Source organism: Sporosarcina soli, assembly GCF_042655805.1.
GTDB lineage: Bacteria > Bacillota > Bacilli > Bacillales_A > Planococcaceae > Sporosarcina > Sporosarcina soli.
Map to the genome: position 1 here is coordinate 127,202 of NZ_JBHSNO010000005.1, position 23,043 is coordinate 150,244.

A 23,043-nucleotide genomic window follows, 5' to 3' on the forward strand; every position below is an offset into this window, starting at 1 on the left:
ATACCACTTTTCACGCTCTGAATAATGGAAAAAAATTTAGAGAAAATTTTTTGTCGAATTTTCGTACTCTAGCATTTATTCATGATATGATAGACCCATTGAGTTGCGACGAAAGGCGGAAAGATAAATGAGTACATCCAAATATGTACAAATGATCTTAAATGGCACCATTACTTCTTTAACAACTGTTATTCCCGTCAAATTAGACGTTCTCCCCCCAACTCTCACCGTTCAACCTTATATGCAAAAGGAACTAAGTGTTCTCATTGGGCTTGTCGGGGGGATCAAAGGCCGATTGATCATTGACACTTCACAGCAAGGGATCGATACAATCGGACAAGCGATGTTCGGCATGTCGATCGAAGGGGAAATGATTGAATCATTCACAGGCGAACTCGGCAATATGGTCGCCGGAAACTTATGTACCATCCTTGAAAAAGATGGTTTGCACCTCGATATTTCTCCTCCTACTGTGATGGCGGGGGAAACGAAATTTTTCGGCTTCACCCAAGCTTTCAAATTGCCCGTCCGGCTGGAAGATGGGACAATGCTACACGTTTTATTGACAATGGATGAACCAGCTTAAATAACCAAAAAGGATTCTCCCGGTATTGCGGAGAATCCTTTTTATGTTTATTTGATCGTTTGAATATCCACAGGGAAAATCCCTTCGATTTCGGCTTTCATTTTTTGATCGTTGTCATCTAAGAACAGATGGATCGTCCCTGAATCTTCCGATGTCCGGATAAGTCTTCCTGCTCCTTGGCGCAACCGCAACAACATGAATGGCACATCCACTTCACGGTATGGGTCTTCCGCTTGCTTCCGTTTCGCATCAAAGAGCGGATCGGATGGCGGCAATGGCAAGTCATAAATGATGACGCGGGTCAAGGCATCTTGCGGGATATCCAACCCTTCCCACAGATGATACGAACAGAGAACCGGAACCTGCTTTTGTTGAAAATCGCGAACAAGCGACGAAAGCTCTCGATCGCCTTCAAATGCAATCCGGTCTTGCCAAACGGCAGGTACTTGTTCCTTGAAGCGATTCATCGATTTCTCGGATTTAAAGAGGATGAGCGTCTGTTCGCCATCCGCCAACAATTCGAGTGCGCGAGCGGCTTTTTCCTCCACTGTCACATCAGTCGCATAGACTTTCATCACTTCCTCATAATCAAACGGCGAGTCTACAGAGAATGAGATGAAATCCTGAATACCGAGCCCCTCCGCCAAATAGGAGAAATCCTTCCCGACAGATAGTGTGGCTGATGAAAAGACGATCGGCGTCTTGGATGAAAACAGTTTTTCTTTCAAAATATCGGTCACTAGGCGTGGCATGATGACGAGTGTCGCTTCCCCTTTACGATCTTCCAGCCAATCGACCGCGTCATTTTGGGAAGTGAACAATTCCATCGAATAAATATATTGGTCCAAATACTCCTCGACCATTTTCAGATCATATTCCGGAATGATAAACAATTCCCCTTCGAAAACGAATTCTTCCAGCAGTTCGGTGGAAATGCGGACCGCTTCTTTCCCGATTTCGAGCAATTCCGGCGTCTTCTCCAGCGCTTTCCGTTCATTATCCGTCGCCTCTGCAAAGGCGACCAGCATGGTGAAAAAGGCTTCATGCGTATCGATAAGCCGCTCCATCAGCTGCAATGTATGTTCACGGATGCCATCCACCATAATACGTTCCAATAAGTTCAGCAAGGTACTGTTTTGCACTTCATATGTCAACGCACGCTGAGCGGAATACTCGAGCAAATGCCCTTCATCAAAGACGATCATGGACACTTCCGGTAGCAACGGCAATTGCCCTTGGCGCTTCCGGGATTCTTTTGTCCAAATATGCTCCATATAAAAATCATGGGAACAGATAATGATCTCTACCGCTTCCCGGTAATGGTTACGATGGATCGTTTGCCCACATCGATTGCGGACATCACATGCTGCACATTGCTGAATCGGGTGGAAATTGACCGTTTTCCACTGTTCATCGCTCAAATCCGGAAAATCCGATCGTTCGCCATACGGGCTGATGGACTGCAAAGAGGCATTGCCATGCACAAATTCCGGCAAGCTGTCTTCAATCCATTCAATATATTCTTCGGAAGACGTATCTCCCGTCTCTTCCAAACGTTTCAAACATAAATACTGATCTCTTGCTTTGGCCAAACGTACATCGATATCTAGGTCAAGGGCCTCCCCGACTTTCTTAATATCGCCGTCTTCTTTCACTAACTGATCAATGAGTGTTTCATCCGCACAGGAAATCAGTGCAGGCCTTCCCGTGTAACGGGCATAAGCAATGGCCGGCAACAAATAAGCGATCGTTTTTCCTGTCCCGACGCCCGCTTCCGCAAAAAGGACTTGTTTTTCTTTCAATGCCTGCTCGATTTGGAACGCCATGAAGATTTGCTCATCTCGGCATTCAAATCCTTTTTCTGTCAGGTCGTCGTACAACGTATCCCCAATCCAATCATTCAATGATTCATAGAATGATTTCTCTTTCGATAAAGGGAATGGCATCTTACTTTTCATATGGAACCCCTTCCTACTTTACATGCAAAAGGAAGAGGCATCTCCTCTTCCACAAATGCTGACTTATTGCTTTTGTCCCCAATACTGATAAAAATCAGTACGGATAAAACCATTAAATAATTTCCGCTTTTTCGTCGCTTTTTTCCCATACATCGTTTCAAAGTTTTCCAATGATGAAAGCATATAGACGGACCAAGACGGATGCTCCTTCATTATACGCCCGAGCACGCGCGTTATGTCCTCGGCTTCTTCAATTTCACCGAGCCGCTCGCCATATGGCGGATTACCGACCATGACGCCGTTCAATCCTTCTACGGTCAAATCCCTCACATCGCGCTGTTGAAATTGGATTAAATCCATAAAGCCCGCTTCCATTGCGTTCTCCTGGGCGACCTTGACCATACGTGGATCCACATCGAAGCCTGTAATCGCTAATGGTTGGTCATAGTTTGCAACGTCTTCCACTTCTTCCCGAACTTGATCCCAGACGCTTTTCTTAATCCATGGCCATTGTTCACTCAAAAACTCCCGATTATAACCCGGAGCGATATTCTGTCCAAACATCGCCGCCTCAATTGCGATCGTTCCCGAACCACAAAACGGATCTACGAATGGCCGATCCGGATTCCAGCGCGTCAATTTGACAAGCGCTGCCGCCAATGTTTCCTTCAATGGGGCATCCCCTTGTCCAACACGATAGCCACGCTTATGCAGCCCCGTACCGCTGGAGTCGATCGTCAACGTCACTTTATCTTTTAAAATCGAGACTTCCAATTTGAACAATGGACCTGATTCATCCAAAAAGCCGATTCGTTTATAAGCCATTTTCAAACGTTCCACAATCGCTTTTTTCACAATCGCTTGGCAATCCGGTACGCTGTACAATGTCGACTTCACTGACTTCCCTGCAACAGGGAATGCCGCATCGACCGGTAAAAAACGTTCCCAAGGGATCGCTTTTGTCTGTTCAAATAAGTCGTCGAACGTCGTCGCGTGAAATTCCCCCGCGATAATCCGAACACGATCCGCGACACGCAACCACATATTCGTTTTGGCAATGGCCGTTTCATCCCCTTGGAAATAGATCTTTCCATTATCCGATGTCGTATTAAATCCAAGTGCTTTCACTTCATCCGCTACGATCGATTCCAATCCCATTGCGGAAGTGGCGACCAATTTATATTCACTCACATTTATCCAACTCCAATCCCAGCATTCAAACAAACTTATAAAATATCAGTATACATAAGGAAGCAAGTTTGCTTTCCCATATCTATTCTGTACGGCATTCGTCATTATTAAACTTCGTTGATTCCAAAAGAAAAGCTCTCCACATAATTAGGAGAGCGGTCGTTTGTACAATAAAACCATAGAAAATCCGATAAGCCATGTTTTGTTCCCGTGTACTCAAGCGGCTTACGCCTCGTACTTAGGGTGGTAATCATCTATCTACAAGCGGATGCTTGTCCCTTCGTCTGTTCAATTCCTTCAGAAGAGTGCCCCTACCATAATTTGGGTTTCTCACTCGTGGGGTTTACCGCGTTCCATCCGATCCGTTTCCGGATCAGCTACGTTACTGTGGCACTGTTCAGGGAACCTCATCCATATCCGAAGACTTAGGATTTATTCCCGCCGTCAACGCGCAAAGCGCGATGCCCCGGCTTATCGTTTCGCCGAGCACGAACACTACGGTCATCTCAGATCCGTGTGAGCATGGACTTTCCTCTACAAAAACAAGTTTTGCAGCGATTACCTGAATTCACTCTATGGTATTGTTCAGTATACAGTACATCGGATCTATTTTCAATCCCGATGTCCAATTTTTTATTCCTGATCGAAAAGTTTACTGCCGAACACATGCTTTTCCAAATTGGAAATTCGTTTTAAAATATCAAAGTTTGTCGTGCCTGCACTTCCTGCTGCCGGACGTCTTTGAGCGGCAGTCAACTCTTCCTGTAGTTTTGCATTTTCATTGCGCAATTCTGCAATCGTTTTTTTGAAAGTTTCATAATCTTGGATGACATCATCAAGGAAGAGATCGACTTCTTCCTGGTTATACCCGCGCAGGCCCGTTTTGAATTCTTTTTCAAGAATCTTTTTTGAATCCAATTTAATTTCCATGAAAATCGCCCTTCCGTCTATGTTTACATACGGTCGATTATAGCATAATACACTCCGATCTGTCTTGCCAAGCGGCGCGGGCTATCCGACCCATTCCACGTAGGAAAATGCTTTCAATCAGCCGTACCCGAAACACATGTCAACTATTGGCGCCCGATGTCGTTTCTTGCGCTTCCCCAGGAAATAATTTTCGTTGGATTCTTATTTCCCGTTTTGCAAACGCATTACTCGCACGACTCCGAAACCGTTCCGACAGTTCGGGATCCACTTGCAGATGCCAAATCGCCTCTTTCGTTACTCGGTTTGCCTCCTCCCACTCCTTCACCCTATGCTCATACAGCTTGGCCAATTCCTCAAGGGCAATAATCCGTTCCCTGCCCGTCAGACCCGTCGATGCGATCGTAAAAGATCGGACTGCCTCCTGATATGCCTGTTCCCGTTTTAAAATAAAACCGAGATGAAAATGTGTCATCGGATGATCCACGCCATATTCCGCAATGGATTGTTCAAAAATGAGTTTACTTCGCTCATATGATTTCAAGTCCGCAAACCACTTTCCGATATTCGTCTGGGTGACGGCAGACGCTGACACTTCCGTTTTCAGCAACAGATCCGTCGAACGGATATATAAAGCAACAAGGGATAAGATATCCCATTCATTATGGTCGAGCACTTTCATCAGAAGTTCCGCACGACCATTTTTTACGGCATCTTGATAAATGATCGGCGCCATATGCCCGGGAATATCCCCTTCCCGCTTGAAGCCAAGCTTTTTCTCTTCAATAGCTGGCAGCCGGAATGTTCCCATTTCATCTTTCCAAATACGACGCGAGCCGTGCAGCAAGTCGATTTGTGTATGCGTGAGCAGCGGTGGAAGCACATTTCGATTCATCGTCCAACGCGTCTCCAACTGCGGAACATCGAAACTTTTTCCATTATACGTCACGAGTGTCGCAGATTCTTTCCACAAATCCGACGCATAAAGAAAGGCCGCTTCATGGTCAGGCCCCGGCAGGACATATTGCGTCAATTTAAAACTGGAGGCTGTCTGTTCGATGAACCCCATCAGGAAAATGAGCGTTCCGGCACCTTTCAATCCAGTCGTTTCCGTATCGAAAAACAACAGTGGCTTGGAGAAATCCGGAGACAACGGATGCGGCTCACCGGATCTCCTCCATTCATCGACAGTTGCTTTCAGACCAAAAAGGACGATATCGCCATGTCGATGATCGGAATGATATTCCACAATCCGTTTATAGACAATGCCATGCTCATTTTGCTCTTTCGTCAAACCCGCATCAAGCCACTGCTGTTCATAAGAGGGTGCTGGAATTTCCTTTTTCACTTCGGGCACCACTTTATCTACCGTTTTCTTTTTTAGCAACTTCTTCATCTGCATCAGTTTTTGTTCATAGGACATCGGAATTCCCTCCCGCCAGCGTTTGAAGCAAGGATCCGACGTCTCGCTTCATGCCCATTCCAGCTTCTTGTGCGCCGATGCAAACCGGGCATCCCGCCTCACAACGGCAGCTAGCTACATGATCGGCTGCCTGTTGGAACAAGTCATCCCAGCGATCGAATATTTTTTCACTTAAACCGATACCACCAGGATAACTGTCATAAATGAAAATAGTCGGCTTTCCGGAATGGACTGCCTTCACTTGCGGCACAACATGGATATCCGTCCGATCGCAACGCACAAACAGCGGGATAAAAGACTGGATGGCATACGCTGCACCTGTCATCGCATCTGTTAACCCGGCGCCTGTCCAACCATCCGGAATATCGAACGAAAACCATGTAGAAGACGTATGCAGTTCTTCCGAGGGCAATGAAATCGGACCGGATCCGATATTATCATGAGAATCAAAGCGGATTTTTTTGAAAATCGTTGGGATCGCCAGCACAGCTATGTCTCCGTATGCCGCTTCTCCTCCGCCGAAATGCCGCAAATCGTCTTCACTCATCACTTTCAATTCCACCGCCAGATTGGCATCGGTGAAATAATCGACATCAACTTCGGTGACATATGCTTTCTTTTCCTCCCAATCAAGCATTTCCACTTGAAATTGCGTCCCTTGATGCATATAGATCGCTTCTTCGTGAAGCAACGTCATCGCACTAAAACGATCCATCTCGCCGATGACCGTCGTTTCTTTTGGATGTGTTTTGTCAATAATGACAACATTTTCTTGTGATGCGGACCGTAGACTGATTTCGCTCGCTGGGAAACTGTCCGTCATCCAATGCCATTTGTCCGTCGTTTTCACTAAGATCCCTTCACCTTCCAGAAAAGCGAGCAGCTCCTGCACTTCAAATTCCCCATACGTTTCTGTCATCGTAAAAGGCAGTTCGAACGATGCGCATTTCAAATGATCCATTAAAATGAACATATTATCCGGATGGATGCGCGCTTCTTCCGGCGATTGACCGAGCAAATAGTCGGGATGCTCAATAATGTATTGATCGAGTGCCAAAGATTGCGCGACGTAAATGATCAGCGCCTCTTCCTGCCTCCGCCCTGCGCGCCCCGCCTGTTGGAACGCACTCGCAATATTTCCCGGATACCCCGTCATGATACATGCCTGTAGCTGCCCGATATCGATGCCAAGCTCAAGCGCATTCGTACTGACGACCGTCCGGATATCCCCCTCGCGTAAACCTTTTTCGATTTTCCGTCGCTCCGAAGGTAAATAACCGCCACGATACCCCATTACGGTATTGTCAAACAGTTTCTTCTTTGTCAGTTCTTTCATATAAGTGACAAGCATTTCAACACGTACCCTGCTTTTCGCAAAAATGATCGTTTGGACACCTTCGCGATACAGTAATGAAGCAACATCGCGCACTTCCAACACGGCACTTCTCCGGATGCCAAATGTCGGATGGACGACAGGTGGATTGTAAAAGACAAAATGCTTCTTCCCTGCTGGAGCCCCATTATTGGCAATTAATTGCATATCTGTATTTGTCAATGACTCCGCAAGCTCCTGCGGATTCGCAATCGTCGCCGACGTGCAAATGAACACCGGATCACTGCCATAATACTGACAAATCCGCTTCAAACGTCTTAACACATGTGCAACATGACTGCCGAAAACGCCTTTATACGTATGCAGTTCATCTATGATGATATATTTCAAGTTCTCGAACAACGACACCCATTTCGTATGATGCGGCAAAATGCCCGAATGTAGCATATCAGGATTTGTCAAGACGATATGCCCGGACTTCCGCACTTTGGACCTGAGCCCAGGCGCTGTATCACCGTCATAAGTGTAACTGAGAATCGACTCCCCACTCGCTTCGATCAGCTCATGCAAATCCGCCAGCTGATCCTGTGCCAATGCTTTCGTCGGAAATAAATAGATAGCTCGCGACGCTTCGTCCTCCAAAATGCTTTGCAAGACCGGTAAATGGTAGCAGAGTGATTTACCCGAAGCAGTCGGCGTCACCGCAGTAAATGACTTTCTAGAAGCCGCCAATTCGAAAGCTTCCCGTTGATGGCTATACAGTTGCTGGATGCCTTTCGACGCCAACGCTTTAATGATGGACGGATGAAGCTTGTCCGGAAAATCCGCATAGACCGCTTCTTTCCCTTCAATCGTCCTATAATGAATGACATTACTAGAAAAAGAAGGGTCCGTCCGCAACTTCTCCAACACTTCATGGATTGCGTTCTTCTTAGTCATGTGACATCCTCGTCCTTCTCTGCGTTCAATGCATCCAAAATGGTTTTCAATGTATATTCAGCCGAATTGATCGACAACACAAATCTTTTTTTCCCTGTCTTCTGATAAAACGACTGTACAATAAATTGCTTCATTGAATCATTCAATGATTCAATCTGGATTGGATGAACATACTTCGGCTTTGCCGTCTTGACAAATTCCGATACTTCTTCCGTCCATTCATCCAACATCGTATGATACCGATCCGCATACGGCTTCACTTCTATAAAAAAATCAGGTTCCCGATCGAGTTCCCTCATCTGTGCATGACGTTCACGACATTCCCCACAAACAGAAAGGAGAATCTCCGTCTTTTCTTTTAAATTCATAAGGTTATGCATCCTCCCTGTACGTTTCTTTTATTTTAGCAGAAACGAAGGAAATGCACCATATTAGAAGGGAACGTATATTCCTCGAGAACAAAAGCGCTACAACGCCGATATTACTTTACTCAAAATCCACAGCACTACAAACAACAGATTATATTGGAATGTAACGGGGATCCGACTATTGTAGAATCCCCGAAAGTCATCTAGCAACAGCGCCCAATCAGCTGTGAAGATGGGAGATTACCCGGTTAGGAGGACCGGTGACAGCTGCGACATTCCTTAGCTTACTAGAGTCATTAGGCATTCAAAGATCGTTTTTGAGGCCACTCACGGAATTAAAAAGTTGAACCGCCGTATACTGAAAGGTACGCACGGTGGGAGGAGATAAAATGTCTTTGGCCTGCAAGAATTGTACATAAATTCTCCCGTTCTCCAATACTTTTTAATAAATCTTTGAAACTGTTTCTGAAAATACTCGTCTGTACGTTGCTTGATGGACAGAGGAGGTAAAAGCATGAAGTTTATAGGATTAGCAATCACACTACTACTGGCAGGAATTATTTTGGCAGGATGCACGATCGAAGTCGAAGAGACCAAGGTTGAAAAGGAGAAAGAATATACCGAAGAAGGATTGGGGAATATCACTGACTATGGGGAAGCTACTATTATAAGTGAAGCAGAGCATTTCGTACTTGAAGAGAATGAAAGCCTAAGCTATGAGTTATCTGATGTGAAAATAATTAAACTTGAAAACTACACTGAGCATGCTGAATTCCCATTAACATTAAAGCATGGTGTTCTTGATATCAATGAGGTACCAGAGTCGCTATACATGGTTATTGGCACGGAGAAGATGAAAAATAAAACCGACAGCCCTCTTGTGTTTAGTGGCGTTTATAAGATGAAGGAAGGCAACAATATGAATGTCAGCATCAATACAGAGGACATCTTGTTTGGTGATGAGTTTGGCGCAGTGATGGCTAGTGGAGTTGATTACAAATCTCAATTTGCAGTGATAATCGACAATCCCGACGTGAAGACACTAAGCTTTACATTGCCAAACGCTTGGGACGAAAAAAATAACGGAGATGATATACTGGAGGAGCAAGAATTCACAATGGAGTTCATCAAAAAATAAACCTTTACTCATCTGACTATTCAGTCAAATTAGATACAAGCTACTTGCAATTGTAGACATAAACGGCAAAAATCACACCTTAGAAAGTAATGAGGAGTGTAAGCGTCAAATAATCCACACCTTCTAACATTCCCGATGTTTTGAGATCATTACCATCACATCAACATCAAATGGCGGAATATTCTCCAACAAATATATTACTCAAACCTATCAGGTGGAGATTATTGTCTATTGGAAGGCTAGCCATCAAATTGCAACTTTCTGCGGGTTAACTCGTCTAAATCATGTGGTATGATATTGAGATGCGAGGTGGTATTGATGACGATACGCTATCCGAACGGGAAGAAATATATGCCCGTCCAGAAGTCGACTGTCCAACGGAAGACGGATTTCTCTTTTAGTAATCGCGGAATGGCTTTGGAAGAAGAATTGAATGAGTCCAATGAATTCTATTTAAGCCGCGGCATCGCTGTCATCCATAAAAAACCCGTTCCGATCCAAGTGGTGAATGTCAATTACCCGGCCAGAAGTGCCGCCGTAATAACGGAAGCTTATTTCCGGACACCTTCCACAACCGATTTCAACGGCGTCTGGAATGGGAAATACATCGATTTCGAAGCGAAAGAAACGAAAAGCTCCACTTCTTTTCCGCTTCAAAATATTCATGCGCATCAGGTCGATCATATGAAAAGCGTTTGGAAGCAAGGTGGACTTGCTTTTTTTATCATCAAATTTACACTGCTCGACCGCTATTTCATCGTCCCTTATGATCGTTTTGAGCGCTTCTGGGAAAGAATGGAGACGGGTGGAAGGAAATCCATCACCCTTGCCGAATTTGAGAAAGCCGGCATAGAAATTTCGCCTGGATTCAATCCGCGAATCGATTATTTACATGCGGTGTCCATCTTAATGATGGTCTCCGAAGAAACAATTGAAGGGCAGGAAGAACTATGAGTGAACCTATACATTCAAGAGCGGCTCGACGAAAAGCACTCGAAGCCGAGCGCTCGAAAAAGAAAGGCAAAAAGCCAAACGGTCCAAAAGGGTTATTCAAAAAAATAATCTTGGCGATCTTTGTGATAGGCTTGGTTGGACTGTTAAGCGGTTTTGGCTTATTTGCGTACTATGCAAGTTCAGCGCCGAAACTGGATGAAGACCTATTGAAAGATCCATTGTCATCCGAATTGCTCGATATTAATGGCGATGTATTCATGAAGACAGGTTCTGAAAAAAGAGAATTTGTTCCATACGCCGATATCCCGCAAGAATTGCAAGATGCGATTTTAGCGACGGAAGACGTGCGATTCTATTCGCATCATGGTATGGATTTCTGGCGATTGGGAGGCGCGGTGATTGCGAACTTCAGAAGCGGTTTCGGGTCGCAAGGGGCAAGTACCCTCACCCAACAAGTGATCAAAAACTCTTTCCTGACAGATGAGAAAACATTGAAACGGAAAGCGCAAGAAGCATGGCTCGCCTTCCAACTGGAACGGAAGTATGACAAAGAAGAGATCTTTGAAATGTACTTCAACAAGATTCTCATGGGTGGCAATAACTACGGATTCGGAACTGCGGCTGAATTTTATTACGGGAAAAAGTTGAACGAACTAGAATTACATGAAATGGCTATGTTAGCTGGCATTCCACAAAGTCCGAACGGCTATAACCCGACGAAAAATCCGGAACGTGCCGAGAAACGACGCAATATCGTGCTCGGTCTAATGTATCAGCATAAAAAAATTACAAAAGCAGAAATGGATGCGGCTAAGGCGATCCCGGTCACCGCAACACTACTTCCGGAAGATCAGAGACAAGTAGCCACAACGAAATATCCAGCCTTCGTCGACCTCGTCTTAGCTGAATTGGAAGATGCGGGCATGAGCCATCTCTTAGCCGAAGGGGTGAAAATCCAGACAACATTGGACCCTTCTGCGCAACAGGCAGTTGAAAAAGCGATCAATACATCCGAACTCTATGAATCGGACGACATGCAAGCCGGCATGACCGTCGTCGATACGAAGACGGGCGGCATCGTGGCGGTCGGTGGTGGGCGTAACTATTCCGGTCTTGACTGGAACTTTGCATCCGACCAGAAACGCCAGCCTGGCTCCACGATCAAACCGGTGCTTGCTTACGGTCCTGCGATTGAATATCTCAGCTGGTCAACCGGGAATACAATCGTCGATGAACCGTATAATTACAAAGGGACTAATCAGGCGATCCGCAATGTCGATGGCAAATATTTAGGGTCCATGACGATTCGCGAAGCACTATACAAATCGCGTAATATCCCGGCTGTTAAAGTATTTGAAGAAGTGGGTACACAAAAAGCCGGCGACTTCGCAAGAAAACTTGGTCTTCCTTATGACAAACTGAATTCTTCCAACGCATTAGGTGGAGGCGAATATGACTTTTCGACCGTCCAAATGGCCGGAGCTTTTGCGGCATTCGGCAACGACGGCATTTATACGAAACCATATGCCATTAAAAAAATCACGTTCAGGGATGGCAAAACGGAACGAAATATGGCTTCCAAGCCTGAAATTGTCATGAAAGATTCGACTGCTTATATGGTAACCGATATTTTACGTGGCGTGCTGACTTCAGGTACGGGTACAAAGGCGAATATTTCTGGTCTTGATATCGCAGGAAAAACAGGAACAACGAACTATCCTTCTGAAATTATCAGCAAATATGGGTTAAAAAATACAGACGTCCCCGACTCTTGGTTTACAGGCTATACGACCAATTACACGATTGCAGTATGGGGCGGTTATGAAAAATATACAACACCAATCACAACGTATGACCGAGGACGATATGTTCCTCAAAACTTATTCCGGATGGTCATGAGCGAAATTTCAGCTGGGAAAGAGACAGCACGCTTCAAGAAACCTGGATCGGTGGAAGAAGCGACGATTGAATACGGATCGAACCCGCTCCTACTCGCCAGCTCTACAACGCCAGCTAGCATGAAACGAACCGAATTATTCGTACGCGGTACCGTTCCGACGGAGATGGCGAAAGAAGAGATCATTGAACTTGAAGATCCTAGTAATTTATCGGCTCAATACGATCCAGAGACAAATTCTGTCTCCCTAAACTGGACGCATCATGCACCTGTTTCAGAAGCGGTTATGGGTGAAGTTGACTTTACGGTCTTTGTAGGTGTCGATGGCGGCGATATGCAAGAAATGACCAAGACGAAAGACATGTCCGTCACCTTCTCAGGCGCCGAACCGGGCCGAACCTATGTATTCTCCGTCGTCGCGAAACTTGGTGAATTGGAAAGCGGACCAGCCAGCACAACACTCCAAATTGACAATGCCGTCGAAGATGTGCCAGATGGAGAATTCGATGATGGTTCCGAAAATCCTGATGACGACTGGAATAATGTTAATGGGGATAATGAAAATAACGGCAATAACGGTAATAACGGTAACGACAGTAATTGGAATAACAAAAACAACTGGAACGACGGTAAAAACAATAATTGGAACAATGGCAACTGGAATAATAGGGACAACGGGAATAACAATGAAACCACCCCTGAGAATGATTCCTCGAATAGTGGAGGGACAGATCCAGGCGCCAATACTACTCCTAATGGCCAAGAAGGAAATTCCAGCGAAGCTGGTACTCCTTAAACTTTATCTTTATTGAGCAGAAAACTCCCTCCTCTATAGGTGGTGGGATGAATCCAGTTTTGTTTCCCGTTCAGCGGGTGTTCAAACGCCCGCTGAACAAAGAATGGAAGGCAACCTAAGTTCGTCGCGTCCTGCGACAACGATTGCATGACCTACATCCTGTAGGCCCGCGGATGTCACAGATTTTGAAAGGAATTAATTGCGCTATGCGCAATTCAAAATCTGGACGCAATTACGCAGAGGCGTAATTGATAAAAAAAAAGCAGCACCTCGGATGATCCAATCGGCATCCATGGTGCTGTTTTTTTCTTATTCAATTTTTCATAATCGACAAGCGGGCGACTTTCTTTTTCGTTTCCGTATACAGTGCATCCAATTGGACAAATGCGTAATGGCTCGAAATTTTAGCTTTTACGAAAGCGAGACGCTCCTCACCATTCAGTGGCTCAAGCGTATAGACCCACTTCCCTTTTCGCTCGTCCAACATTTTCCCGCCGCGTTCCAGTAATTCATCGAATGCCAAAATGGCCTCTCCCATCATTTCAAGTGCTTGACGATCTTTTTGAGTGTAAAACAGTTCGATCGTTTCCCGGATAGCTTCCCACTTTTCAAAATAGGGACTGAACAATTCCTTATCGATCGGTTTCATTTCACTGATCATATCGCTTTCATCCTCTTCTTCCCTTCCCTGCAAAGCGGCAAGAGCGGACAGACGTCACATCCCGGATTTTGCGCTTTACAATGATATCTTCCGAAAAAAATGATTTGGTGATGGGTATCCGTCCACTTTTCCTTTGGTGTCCAACGCATGATCTTTTCCTCGACTGCAAGCGGACTGTCTTTCCATCGGTTCATGCCCAATCGTTTGGCTACACGCTCCACATGTGTATCGACCGCCATCGCCGGTATACCGAATGCATTTGACACGACAACATTCGCCGTTTTCCGACCGACACCCGGTAACGTCGTCATTACATCACGATCGGCGGGCACTTCCCCACCAAAGTTTTCAATGAGCATCCGGCTCAACGCTTGGATGTTTTTTGCCTTATTGCGGTACAAGCCGATGGAACGGATATCGGTCTGCAATTCTTCAATATCCACCGATAAATAATCCTCCGGCGTTTTGTATTTCTTAAACAAATCTGCGGTCACCCGATTGACAAGTACATCCGTGCATTGCGCTGAAAGTAATGTTGCAATGAGCAGTTCGAATGGATTGTCATGGACGAGCTCGCAATGTGCGTCTGGAAACATAATCCCGAATTGCTCTAGACATTCCTGCCATTGTTTCTTTGTAAGCAAGTTCCCCCTCCTAATCCCGTTCTTCCAACCAATTATAGAACGGCACACGTTTAACCGACATTGTTTTCTGTTGCACTTGTCCTGAACGTATGCCGATCGTCCTGAAAGACTTCGTTTGTCGTTCAACATCCGCTAATGTTTTGACGTTCTTCTTTTTCCATTCAAATAAGATACGGTCGATATAGCGAAGACTCAACTTCTGCGCAATAACCGCTTCTTTCAAGGCAGCTCGAATAATCTCGACCGAATGGCCATCCTCATCCAGCCACATCGCGATTGATTCACATTCCATCGGCGACAGGAAACGCCCAAATTCTTGCTCGAATAAGGCGTAAATTTCGCCTTCCGCTTTCTTTTGATCTTCCTCTTCCGATTCGTTCGCTTGAAGCGCTAGTTGATCGACCAACCGATCCCATAAAGGCTGTAATGAAAAAATCTCCACTAAGACACCTTGTGGATCTTTGCTTTGCACAATCTGTAAAAAACCTCGCTGCATAAGGCGTTGCAAAATCATGGACACTTCGTTTTCCGTCAAATTCATCCGATTGGAAAAATCCGTCGGTGTCGGAAATTGAATGCCTCCTGATTGAAATGCAGCCATATGCATAATCAGCATGGCATCTACATCTTGAATGCCCAATTCTTTATAATGGTGAAAAAAAAGCTGGGAAATGTTAACATTTCCCTGCTCAATCCAAATTCGGAGCCGTTCTTCGTGTTGCATGCCCGAACTCCTCTCTTCTCTATAAGGTATTGATGGTTAAATCATTCTTTCCAGTTCTTTTCAACAAACGTGTGGATTCGCTGAACCGCCTCTTCTAACAGTTCAATCGATGTTGCATATGATAAACGGATCGTATCCGGCGAGCCGAAACCTGATCCAGGAATCACAGCGACTTTCGCTTCCGTCAGAAGCGCTGCAGCAAACTCATCCACATTTGCATAGCCCGTTTTCGCAACTGCTTCCGACACTTCAGGCAGGAGATAGAACGCACCTTGTGGTTTAATCACCTTGAAACCTGGAATGGCAGATAGTTTCGGGTAAATCTGCTCCAAGCGTGATTCAAAAGCTTGCCGCATCATTTCAACAGCATCTTGAGGACCATTATATGCTTCAAGAGCTGCATACTGGGATGTTGTCGTGGGATTGGAAGTCGAATGACTGGCAAGGTCCGTCATCGCGCTGACAACTTCTGCATCACCCGCAATATAGCCGATTCGCCATCCCGTCATCGAATGTGATTTGGATACCCCGTTGATGATCAGTGTTCGTAGTTTCGCATCTTCTGAGAGCTGCGCGATCGACACATGCTTTGCTCCGCCATAGAGGAGCTTCTCATAGATTTCATCCGAGATGATCCAAATATCTTTTTCCTGGCAAACAGCTGCGATTTGCTGCAATTCCTCTTTGGAATACACCATTCCTGTCGGATTGCCCGGTGAATTGATAATAACGGCTTTCGTTTTCGCTGTAATGGCTTCCCGGATCTGTTCGGCTGTCACTTTAAATTGCGCCGCGGCAGTCCCTTCGACATGGACAGGCACGCCCCCCGCCAATTTCACTTGCTCCGGATAGCTCACCCAATAAGGTGTCGGGATGATCACTTCATCGCCCGGATCCAGTATGACCTGAAACAATGTATATAAGACATGTTTAGCTCCGATGCCAATCATGATTTCTTTTCTGGAATAAACCAATCCTTGGTCTCTCTCCAACTTTTGAATAACGGCGTCTTTCAAAGCAGGCAAACCGCCAGAAGGTGTATACTTCGTCTTGCCTTCCTTCATGGAGGCATAAGCTGCTTCTAAAATATTTTCAGGTGTATTGTAATCAGGCTCTCCTGCACCAAGCCCAATCACATCGATTCCCGATTCTTTCATTTCCTTTGCTTTTGCTGTAATTGCCAGTGTTGTAGAGGGTGATAAAGTGCTCACCCTAGCCGCTAATCGTTTTGTCAACTCAAATCGCCCCTTCATAGGTTCAAAATTCGTTTCCACCATTGTCCGTCTTCAAAAAAAACATAGACGTAATTCAATTTCCCATTATCACCTTGGAATGTGACTTCCCAAACGGGTCCTTTTTCTTCCATCCCGAGTACTACATGATGGATCGTTTTCACATTCAATTCTTGTTTGACGTTTTCCACAGCTTGATCTGCCGAAATGCCATCCGCCATCGTCACTTCCGGAAAACCGTCCTCCGAATTCCCGCCAACGAAAACGGCTTTTTCTACCCCGTCCTCCCCTTTTCCATAAACGGTCACAAACGAAGTTGTCCCATTAAAGATTTCGGCGGATCCTGCAGAGGTAAGTTGTCCGGATGTAAGTGCGGCTTCGATTGCCACTTTTTTTGCAGCGGAAATCGGTTGATTGGCATTATAAAGCACGATGACGGTAATTACCGTAGTCAATGTCAACAGAAAGACGACGATGAATTTAATCCAATTCAGCATTGTGTTTCACGTCCCATACATCATCAATTACGCCTCGGTGTAATTGCGTCCAGATTTTTTTCGGGCTTGCCCGAAAAGCTCCTCTAAAAATCTGTGACATCCGCCGGAGGCTTTATCTTCGTTCAGCAGGCATTTGAATACCCGCTGAACAGGTAAACCAAACCGCATCATCTCGCCACCTGTGGAGGCGGGAGCCTTCTGTAGCTGACGCTTCGCTTTCAGTACAAAAGATTTGCTGAATGAAGATAAACTCATTTTCTCAAATCCGAATCTGGTTGATTCTTTCCTCTTACACTTACTCATTATAGCAATTTTCAAGTACATTCACCATATGTTCGAGTGACACTTTTTTTACGGGGACATCCGGCAACGCTTCTAAAAAACGGCGTCCATAAGACTTCGTTTCAATCCGTCTATCCAGAATGATAAAAAATCCTTTATCATCGGATGAACGAATCAGCCTACCAAAGCCTTGCCGCAAACGCATCATCGCTTCAGGAAGCGCATACTCCGTAAATGGGTTCATGCCTAAGGCCGTCATTTGTGCCGCTTTCGCTTTAAAGACCGGTTCGTCAGGCGATGAAAACGGGAGTCTGACAGCAACGACTGCAGTCAAGGCTTCCCCCGGCACATCAACCCCTTCCCAAAAGCTATTCGTTCCAAATAGCACCGCATTCGGCAACTGGCGAAACGATTTCAACAGTTTCACACGGCTGCCTGAGCTGATACCTTGGGCAATTAAGGCATAGTCTTCCAACTGTTCACTTTCCGTGATCAACTCAAACGTTTTGCGCAACATATCTTGCGAAGTGAATAGGACAAATAATCGACCACCTGTTGCCATGACCGTCTGCACAACAGCATCCGCAACCGCTTCGATATAATCAGATTGTGCGACTTCTTGGATATCAGGCATATTGTCAACAATGAAGATTTCCGCCCCTTGATAAAAGTGCCAAGGTGCGTCGAACGTCAATAACGGAATGGAATCAGCAATCCCGAGCTGCCGGGCGATGAAACGATCATTTCCAGGAACCGCCAATGTCCCTGATGTCCACACGATGCCCGTCTGTTCTTGCTTTAATCCATCAATAAAATTGCGGATGGTGGCCGAGCCATCGAGCGCCCGTTTGATGACCGTTAAACTGCCAGGGATGCTCCGCCGATCCTTTTCCAACCATACGGAAAAACGGGTCGAAGAATCTTCGATGAAAATGGACACCCATTCACCGGCTTTGATTTTCAATTCTCTGATCCAATAATCCCATTCGGCCAAAATCGCTTGCTCTTTTTCCGTCAGATGATCCATTTGTTGCGCGATGTCTTTCGTAAATGATGCTGCCTGGTCAATATAGGCAGACATCGCTTCCAGCATATTCGTGAAAATTTTGCGATCCCCGTTCACTTCCGCTAACGAATAGACGATCCGGTTGCCTTGCTGGTTTTTATTGTCCGCCGGCTGATAGGCTGTCAACATCCCGACAGCATCGTCAAAGAATGTCGAGAACTTTACATAAGCTGCATCCAACCGCTCTTTCGCGTGAAAATGATTGACGCCATACTGCTGGATCAGGGTGTCTACCTGTTGCAATAATTGTCCATTTGCATCGGAAGAAATCTGTCCCATGACATATTTCCAATTGGGATAGGAAAATACCGTTTCATTGATCCGCTCGGCAGTTTTGACGAATTGGTGCGCTTCGTCGACAACGAGTCCGCCGAGTGAATGGAAGACCGCTTGTCCCCTGCTCATATCGGAAAGCAGCATGGAATGATTCGTAACAATCAGATGCGAATGGCGGCACTTTTCGAGCAGGCGATAATGGAAATCCGCAACTTGTTCGTCCGGTGAAAGTCGGTTGGACCGTTTACGGATACGGTCGATAAATAACTGTCCTCCGCCTGAGACATTCAGTTCCTCCAAATCCCCTGTATCGGTTACTGTAAGCCAAACGAGAATTTGCATGATCGTAAATGTTTCATCATAAGATTCTTCGGTAATTCGAAGAAGTTCTTCAAATTTATTGAGCGAGATATATTGATGTCTACCTTTCAGCACTGTTGCCGTCACGTCCGCTCCAAGCATCGCACGCACTTTGTCCAACTCATCCTCTATGATTTTGTCGGCAAGATGGTTGGTAAACGTACTGATGACAACCGGTTTTCCGGTCGTGATGGCATGGACCGAAGCTGGCAGAAGATAAGCAAGCGTTTTACCGATCCCTGTTGGTACTTCCGCAATCGTTTCAGACTGTGTAGACAAGGCTTGCCAAGCCGCATCCATAAAACGGAATTGCGCATCTCTACGTTCAAATGTCGGATTGAATTTTTTCAATACCACCATCTTTTCCTTGTCATCGATCGGATACACCGGCTGGGCACCATCATTCGGTTGCGGTAGCGGAATGATGCGATAAGGGATGCCCCGGAAAGAGGCAAAGCCCGTTTCGGCACGTTTTGTTCGCACCTTTTTCAACGCTTCATAGAACAATGTCGATAGGTTGGACTTCAATTGAAATGATCGACGATGCAGTAGATTTAACGTATCTTCCGGTAATGTATGTAATTTCTTCATGCAAGCGATAAAAAGCTCCGCGGTCGCTTTAGCATCATCATCCGCACGATGCGCGGATGCCAATAAAATGCCCAACTCTTCCGTAATATCCTGCAACCGATAACTTGGTGAAGAAGGGTAGACGATTTTAGACAGTTCAACCGTATCGATTTTTTTCCCGGACCATTTGCCGACACCACACCTCGCAAACTCGCTTTGCAAAAAGGACAAGTCAAAATCAGTATTATGGGCGACAAAGATCGTTCCATCCAGCAATTTCGCCACTTCCGCTGCAATTTCTTCAAATTGCGGCGCATCCGCAACATCGTCATCCGAAATGGCTGTCAGTTGTCGGATAAAAGTGGGGATTTTTTGACCAGGATTCACAAATCGAACATATTGCTCACCGATTTCCCCATCTTTAATAAACACAATCGCAATCTGGATAATTCGATCTCCTTTAGCAGGTGAATGACCGGTTGTTTCCAAATCGACGACCGCATACGTTGTATTGTTCATGCGATTACCAACTTCCTGTCTGACATACTATAACAAATTGTATCATATCTGGACTTTCAAAAACGAACAAAAGCGTAGGACGCCTGATTAGACGCGACAAGCATAAGGCGGATCGATAGGAAGGCTGTCTAAGATCGCCGCATCCTGTAAGGTGCCTTAATTACCGTAAAAAAACGCAGAAATACGGCCAATCGAACCCTTCGCTGTTCGATTGGCAACGGATGCCTGATCGCTTCCTGTGAGCCTTCGTACAGTCTAGCGTCCGGAGTCTAGACGACAAAAAAGCCCCTATGGAATCGAGACGCCTGATTCCATAAGGACTTTTCTGTATGAACATGCTTAGACAGTCATGCCTTGTTTTTCTTTGATGACTTCTTTCACACCATTGTTTTCATCCATGATCAGAACTGTCGGCTCGTGCGTGCGTGCTTCTTCGTCTGTCATGTAGACATAAGACAAGATGATGACGATATCCCCACGCTGGACGAGTCTCGCTGCAGCCCCATTCACACAAATGACGCCACTGCCTCGCTCCCCTGCAATAATATACGTTTCAAAGCGAGCACCGTTGTTGTTGTTGACAACATGCACTTTTTCATTCGGTAGCATACCTGCAGCATCCAGCAAATCGCGATCAATCGTAATGCTTCCTACATAATTGAGATCGGCTTCTGTCACAGTTGCCCGGTGTAACTTGCTATTCATCATCATTCTAAACATTATACTCATCCTTTTCTGATCAATTACGCCTCGGCGTAATTACGTCCAGATTTTGAATTGAGCAAAGCTCAATTTACTCCTTTCAAAATCTGTGACATCCGCCGGAGGCTTGTCTTTATTCAGCAGGCGTTTGGATACCCGCTGAACAGGAAACAAACTGCAGACACTCACCACCTATTGAGTTGGAAATTCCTTGCTGAATACAGATAGAATGGAATTATCAATCAATCTTGTCTTCTCGAATTTCACAGCACAAGCCAAAATCCATTCACGGCTCGTTTCACTGCTAGTTGTCAACTCAGGGTATGCCAATAAAGAAACGTAATCAATGCGCCCTGAACTATGTTCCGTAATATATTGAGCGACTTCCTTTTCCACTTGCTCTGCAGATGCGCCTGTATGGAATAATGCCGCACCTTTCTGGAGCGCTTGTTGAATGACAGGGGCTTCCTCTCTTTCTTTTTCCGACAAGTTGACATTACGCGAGCTTTTCGCCAAGCCATCCGGTTCACGAACGGTGGGAACTCGTACAATAGCCGTCCGTAAGTTGTAGTCTCGGACAAATGTTTCGATAATGGCCAATTGCTGCGCATCTTTCATGCCAAAATAAGCGCGATCCGGATCCACGATATTAAAGAGCTTCAAAATGACTTTGAGCACTCCGTCAAAATGCCCTGGCCGGGAAGCCCCGCAAAGGGCAGTCGCTTGCGGTCCAGGCAAAATGCGGATGCCGCCGTCTTGCGGATACATCTCCTCCGGAGTCGGCATGAAAAGAACATCGACGCCCGCTTCCGCCGCAAGCCGTGAATCCCGTTCTATATCGCGCGGGTACGCTTCAAAATCTTCCCCTGGACCAAACTGTGCCGGGTTGACGAAAATACTCATCACAACAAGGTCATTTTGCGTTCGTGCTTGCTCGACAAGCGCCAAATGGCCTTCATGCAAAAAGCCCATCGTCGGAACAAAACCGACCGTCCGTCCAATCCGCTCATCCCGGTTGAGCATGTGTTGAAGCACTTCGATCGAATGGACAATCTTCATCCCTCTCGTTTTAGCGACCATTTTCCTGTCCCCCATATAAAGATACCAATTCTTCCTCCTGCATCGTAAAACGGTGACGTTCCATCGGGAAAGTTCCATTTTTCACTGCCGATTTATAGGCGCATAATCCTTCACGGATAAGCGTAGCACTATCTGCAAATGTCTCGACGAATTTTGGCACATGATGGCTCCCGTATTTGACGGTATCATGGAAAACAAGCACTTGACCATCCGTCCCTGCACCTGCGCCAATGCCAATCACCGGAATCGAAACAGCCGACGACACCGCTTCCCCAAGCTGATAAGGAATGCATTCCACCACAATCATAAAGGCTCCCGCTTCCTCGCAAGCACGTGCCTCGTCGATCAGTTGCTGTGCTGCAGTCGCCGTCTTCCCTTGCACTTTATAACCACCGACAACTCCGGCAGATTGCGGCAAAAGCCCAAGATGCGCCACAACTGGAATGCCTGTTTCAGTTAACAGACGGATCTTCTCAATGACTTGTCCAGCGCCTTCTAATTTAAGCGCATGCGCGCCTGTCTGCTGAAACGTACGTACCGCTTCAGCCAATGTTTGATCTGCAGAACCATGATACGAACCGAATGGTAAGTCCACAACGATAAAGGTATCTCTTGCTCCGCGTTTCACCGCTTTCCCATGATGGATCATGTCATCTACCGTTACTGAGACCGTTGACTCATACCCGAGGACTACCATGCCAAGCGAATCGCCGACAAGAATGACGTCCATCCCCGCTTCTTCCGCCAGTTTTGCGGACGGATAATCGTATGCCGTCAACATCGCGATTTTCTCGCCTTCTTTTTTCATCTTCAGGAAATCAAGTGTACTTTTCATTTCTTCTTTTACTCCCTTCTCGGGGAGAAAACCGAATATAAAAAAACCTTCTGCCCAAAAATGGACAGAAGGGTGGATTATCATC

Annotated in this window: 20 protein-coding genes and 1 other RNA gene; 4 read left to right on the top strand and 17 right to left on the bottom strand. The window is 45.8% G+C overall.

From position 1 onward, the window contains the following. The first annotated feature begins 127 nt into the window (after nucleotides 1-127). Nucleotides 128-586, top strand: coding sequence for a chemotaxis protein CheX (locus tag ACFPRA_RS04930; protein WP_381431336.1), 459 nt, complete (start codon nucleotides 128-130; stop codon nucleotides 584-586). A gap of 47 nt (nucleotides 587-633) precedes the next feature. On the opposite strand, the gene ACFPRA_RS04935 is transcribed toward ACFPRA_RS04930, so the two are convergent. The 7 genes from ACFPRA_RS04935 to ACFPRA_RS04965 all read right to left on the bottom strand — a co-directional run bounded on the left by ACFPRA_RS04935 (nucleotide 634) and on the right by ACFPRA_RS04965 (nucleotide 8,725). Next, entirely contained in the window at nucleotides 634-2,544 is a 1,911-nt protein-coding gene (locus tag ACFPRA_RS04935) for an ATP-dependent DNA helicase (protein WP_381431338.1), read from the bottom strand. A 63-nt stretch (nucleotides 2,545-2,607) separates the two neighbouring features. Beyond that, a complete protein-coding gene (locus tag ACFPRA_RS04940) occupies nucleotides 2,608-3,735 on the bottom strand; it encodes a THUMP domain-containing class I SAM-dependent RNA methyltransferase (protein ID WP_381431340.1) in 1,128 nt (375 codons plus the stop codon). A gap of 186 nt (nucleotides 3,736-3,921) precedes the next feature. Then, nucleotides 3,922-4,305: RNase P RNA component class B (gene rnpB / locus ACFPRA_RS04945), an RNA gene on the bottom strand. Between the two features lie 63 nt (nucleotides 4,306-4,368). Beyond that, nucleotides 4,369-4,665, bottom strand: a complete 297-nt coding sequence (gene gpsB / locus ACFPRA_RS04950; protein ID WP_381431342.1) for a cell division regulator GpsB — start codon at nucleotides 4,663-4,665, stop codon at nucleotides 4,369-4,371. Between the two features lie 139 nt (nucleotides 4,666-4,804). Then, nucleotides 4,805-6,085 carry a ribonuclease H-like domain-containing protein gene (locus ACFPRA_RS04955; RefSeq protein ID WP_381431344.1) on the bottom strand — a complete coding sequence of 427 codons (1,281 nt, stop codon included), beginning with the start codon at nucleotides 6,083-6,085 and terminating at the stop codon, nucleotides 4,805-4,807. Then, complete coding sequence (locus ACFPRA_RS04960; RefSeq protein ID WP_381431347.1) at nucleotides 6,075-8,357, bottom strand: DEAD/DEAH box helicase; 2,283 nt, start codon at nucleotides 8,355-8,357, stop codon at nucleotides 6,075-6,077. The genes ACFPRA_RS04955 and ACFPRA_RS04960 overlap by 11 nt, the downstream gene beginning before the upstream one ends. Further along, nucleotides 8,354-8,725: a YppE family protein gene (locus ACFPRA_RS04965; protein ID WP_381431349.1), complete on the bottom strand. Its 372-nt coding sequence runs from the start codon at nucleotides 8,723-8,725 to the stop codon at nucleotides 8,354-8,356. Before ACFPRA_RS04965 ends, ACFPRA_RS04960 begins: the two co-directional genes overlap by 4 nt. Nucleotides 8,726-9,239: 514 nt before the next feature. Here ACFPRA_RS04965 and ACFPRA_RS04970 point away from each other — a divergent pair. The 3 genes from ACFPRA_RS04970 (at nucleotide 9,240) to ACFPRA_RS04980 (ending at nucleotide 13,510) form a co-directional block, all read left to right on the top strand. Next, nucleotides 9,240-9,863 carry a hypothetical protein gene (locus ACFPRA_RS04970; RefSeq protein ID WP_381431351.1) on the top strand — a complete coding sequence of 208 codons (624 nt, stop codon included), beginning with the start codon at nucleotides 9,240-9,242 and terminating at the stop codon, nucleotides 9,861-9,863. Between the two features lie 318 nt (nucleotides 9,864-10,181). After that, entirely contained in the window at nucleotides 10,182-10,817 is a 636-nt protein-coding gene (recU, locus tag ACFPRA_RS04975; protein ID WP_381431354.1) for a Holliday junction resolvase RecU, read from the top strand. Continuing rightward, a complete protein-coding gene (locus tag ACFPRA_RS04980) occupies nucleotides 10,814-13,510 on the top strand; it encodes a PBP1A family penicillin-binding protein (protein WP_381431356.1) in 2,697 nt (898 codons plus the stop codon). Before recU ends, ACFPRA_RS04980 begins: the two co-directional genes overlap by 4 nt. Before the next feature lie 313 nt (nucleotides 13,511-13,823). On the opposite strand, the gene ACFPRA_RS04985 is transcribed toward ACFPRA_RS04980, so the two are convergent. The 10 genes from ACFPRA_RS04985 to panB all read right to left on the bottom strand — a co-directional run bounded on the left by ACFPRA_RS04985 (nucleotide 13,824) and on the right by panB (nucleotide 22,958). Beyond that, on the bottom strand, nucleotides 13,824-14,171 hold the full coding sequence (locus ACFPRA_RS04985; protein WP_381431358.1) for a YpoC family protein: 348 nt from the start codon (nucleotides 14,169-14,171) through the stop codon (nucleotides 13,824-13,826). Beyond that, nucleotides 14,168-14,815, bottom strand: a complete 648-nt coding sequence (gene nth, locus ACFPRA_RS04990; protein ID WP_381431360.1) for an endonuclease III — start codon at nucleotides 14,813-14,815, stop codon at nucleotides 14,168-14,170. The genes ACFPRA_RS04985 and nth overlap by 4 nt, the downstream gene beginning before the upstream one ends. A 10-nt stretch (nucleotides 14,816-14,825) precedes the next feature. Beyond that, complete coding sequence (locus tag ACFPRA_RS04995; protein ID WP_381431362.1) at nucleotides 14,826-15,539, bottom strand: DnaD domain-containing protein; 714 nt, start codon at nucleotides 15,537-15,539, stop codon at nucleotides 14,826-14,828. 41 nt (nucleotides 15,540-15,580) lie between these two features. Then, nucleotides 15,581-16,774, bottom strand: a complete 1,194-nt coding sequence (locus tag ACFPRA_RS05000; RefSeq protein WP_381431364.1) for a pyridoxal phosphate-dependent aminotransferase — start codon at nucleotides 16,772-16,774, stop codon at nucleotides 15,581-15,583. A 14-nt stretch (nucleotides 16,775-16,788) separates the two neighbouring features. Beyond that, nucleotides 16,789-17,268 carry a cell wall elongation regulator TseB-like domain-containing protein gene (locus ACFPRA_RS05005; protein WP_381431365.1) on the bottom strand — a complete coding sequence of 160 codons (480 nt, stop codon included), beginning with the start codon at nucleotides 17,266-17,268 and terminating at the stop codon, nucleotides 16,789-16,791. A gap of 27 nt (nucleotides 17,269-17,295) precedes the next feature. Continuing rightward, nucleotides 17,296-17,523, bottom strand: a complete 228-nt coding sequence (locus ACFPRA_RS05010; RefSeq protein WP_381431366.1) for a hypothetical protein — start codon at nucleotides 17,521-17,523, stop codon at nucleotides 17,296-17,298. 40 nt (nucleotides 17,524-17,563) lie between these two features. Then, nucleotides 17,564-20,341 (bottom strand): ATP-dependent DNA helicase DinG, encoded by a 2,778-nt coding sequence (gene dinG / locus ACFPRA_RS05015; protein WP_381431368.1) that lies wholly within the window; start codon nucleotides 20,339-20,341, stop codon nucleotides 17,564-17,566. A 339-nt stretch (nucleotides 20,342-20,680) separates the two neighbouring features. Beyond that, a complete protein-coding gene (gene panD, locus ACFPRA_RS05020) occupies nucleotides 20,681-21,061 on the bottom strand; it encodes an aspartate 1-decarboxylase (RefSeq protein ID WP_381431370.1) in 381 nt (126 codons plus the stop codon). Nucleotides 21,062-21,235: 174 nt separating this feature from the next. Then, complete coding sequence (gene panC, locus ACFPRA_RS05025) at nucleotides 21,236-22,123, bottom strand: pantoate--beta-alanine ligase (RefSeq protein ID WP_381431372.1); 888 nt, start codon at nucleotides 22,121-22,123, stop codon at nucleotides 21,236-21,238. Beyond that, on the bottom strand, nucleotides 22,113-22,958 hold the full coding sequence (gene panB / locus ACFPRA_RS05030; protein ID WP_381434731.1) for a 3-methyl-2-oxobutanoate hydroxymethyltransferase: 846 nt from the start codon (nucleotides 22,956-22,958) through the stop codon (nucleotides 22,113-22,115). The genes panC and panB overlap by 11 nt, the downstream gene beginning before the upstream one ends. Between the last annotated feature and the right edge of the window lie 85 nt (nucleotides 22,959-23,043).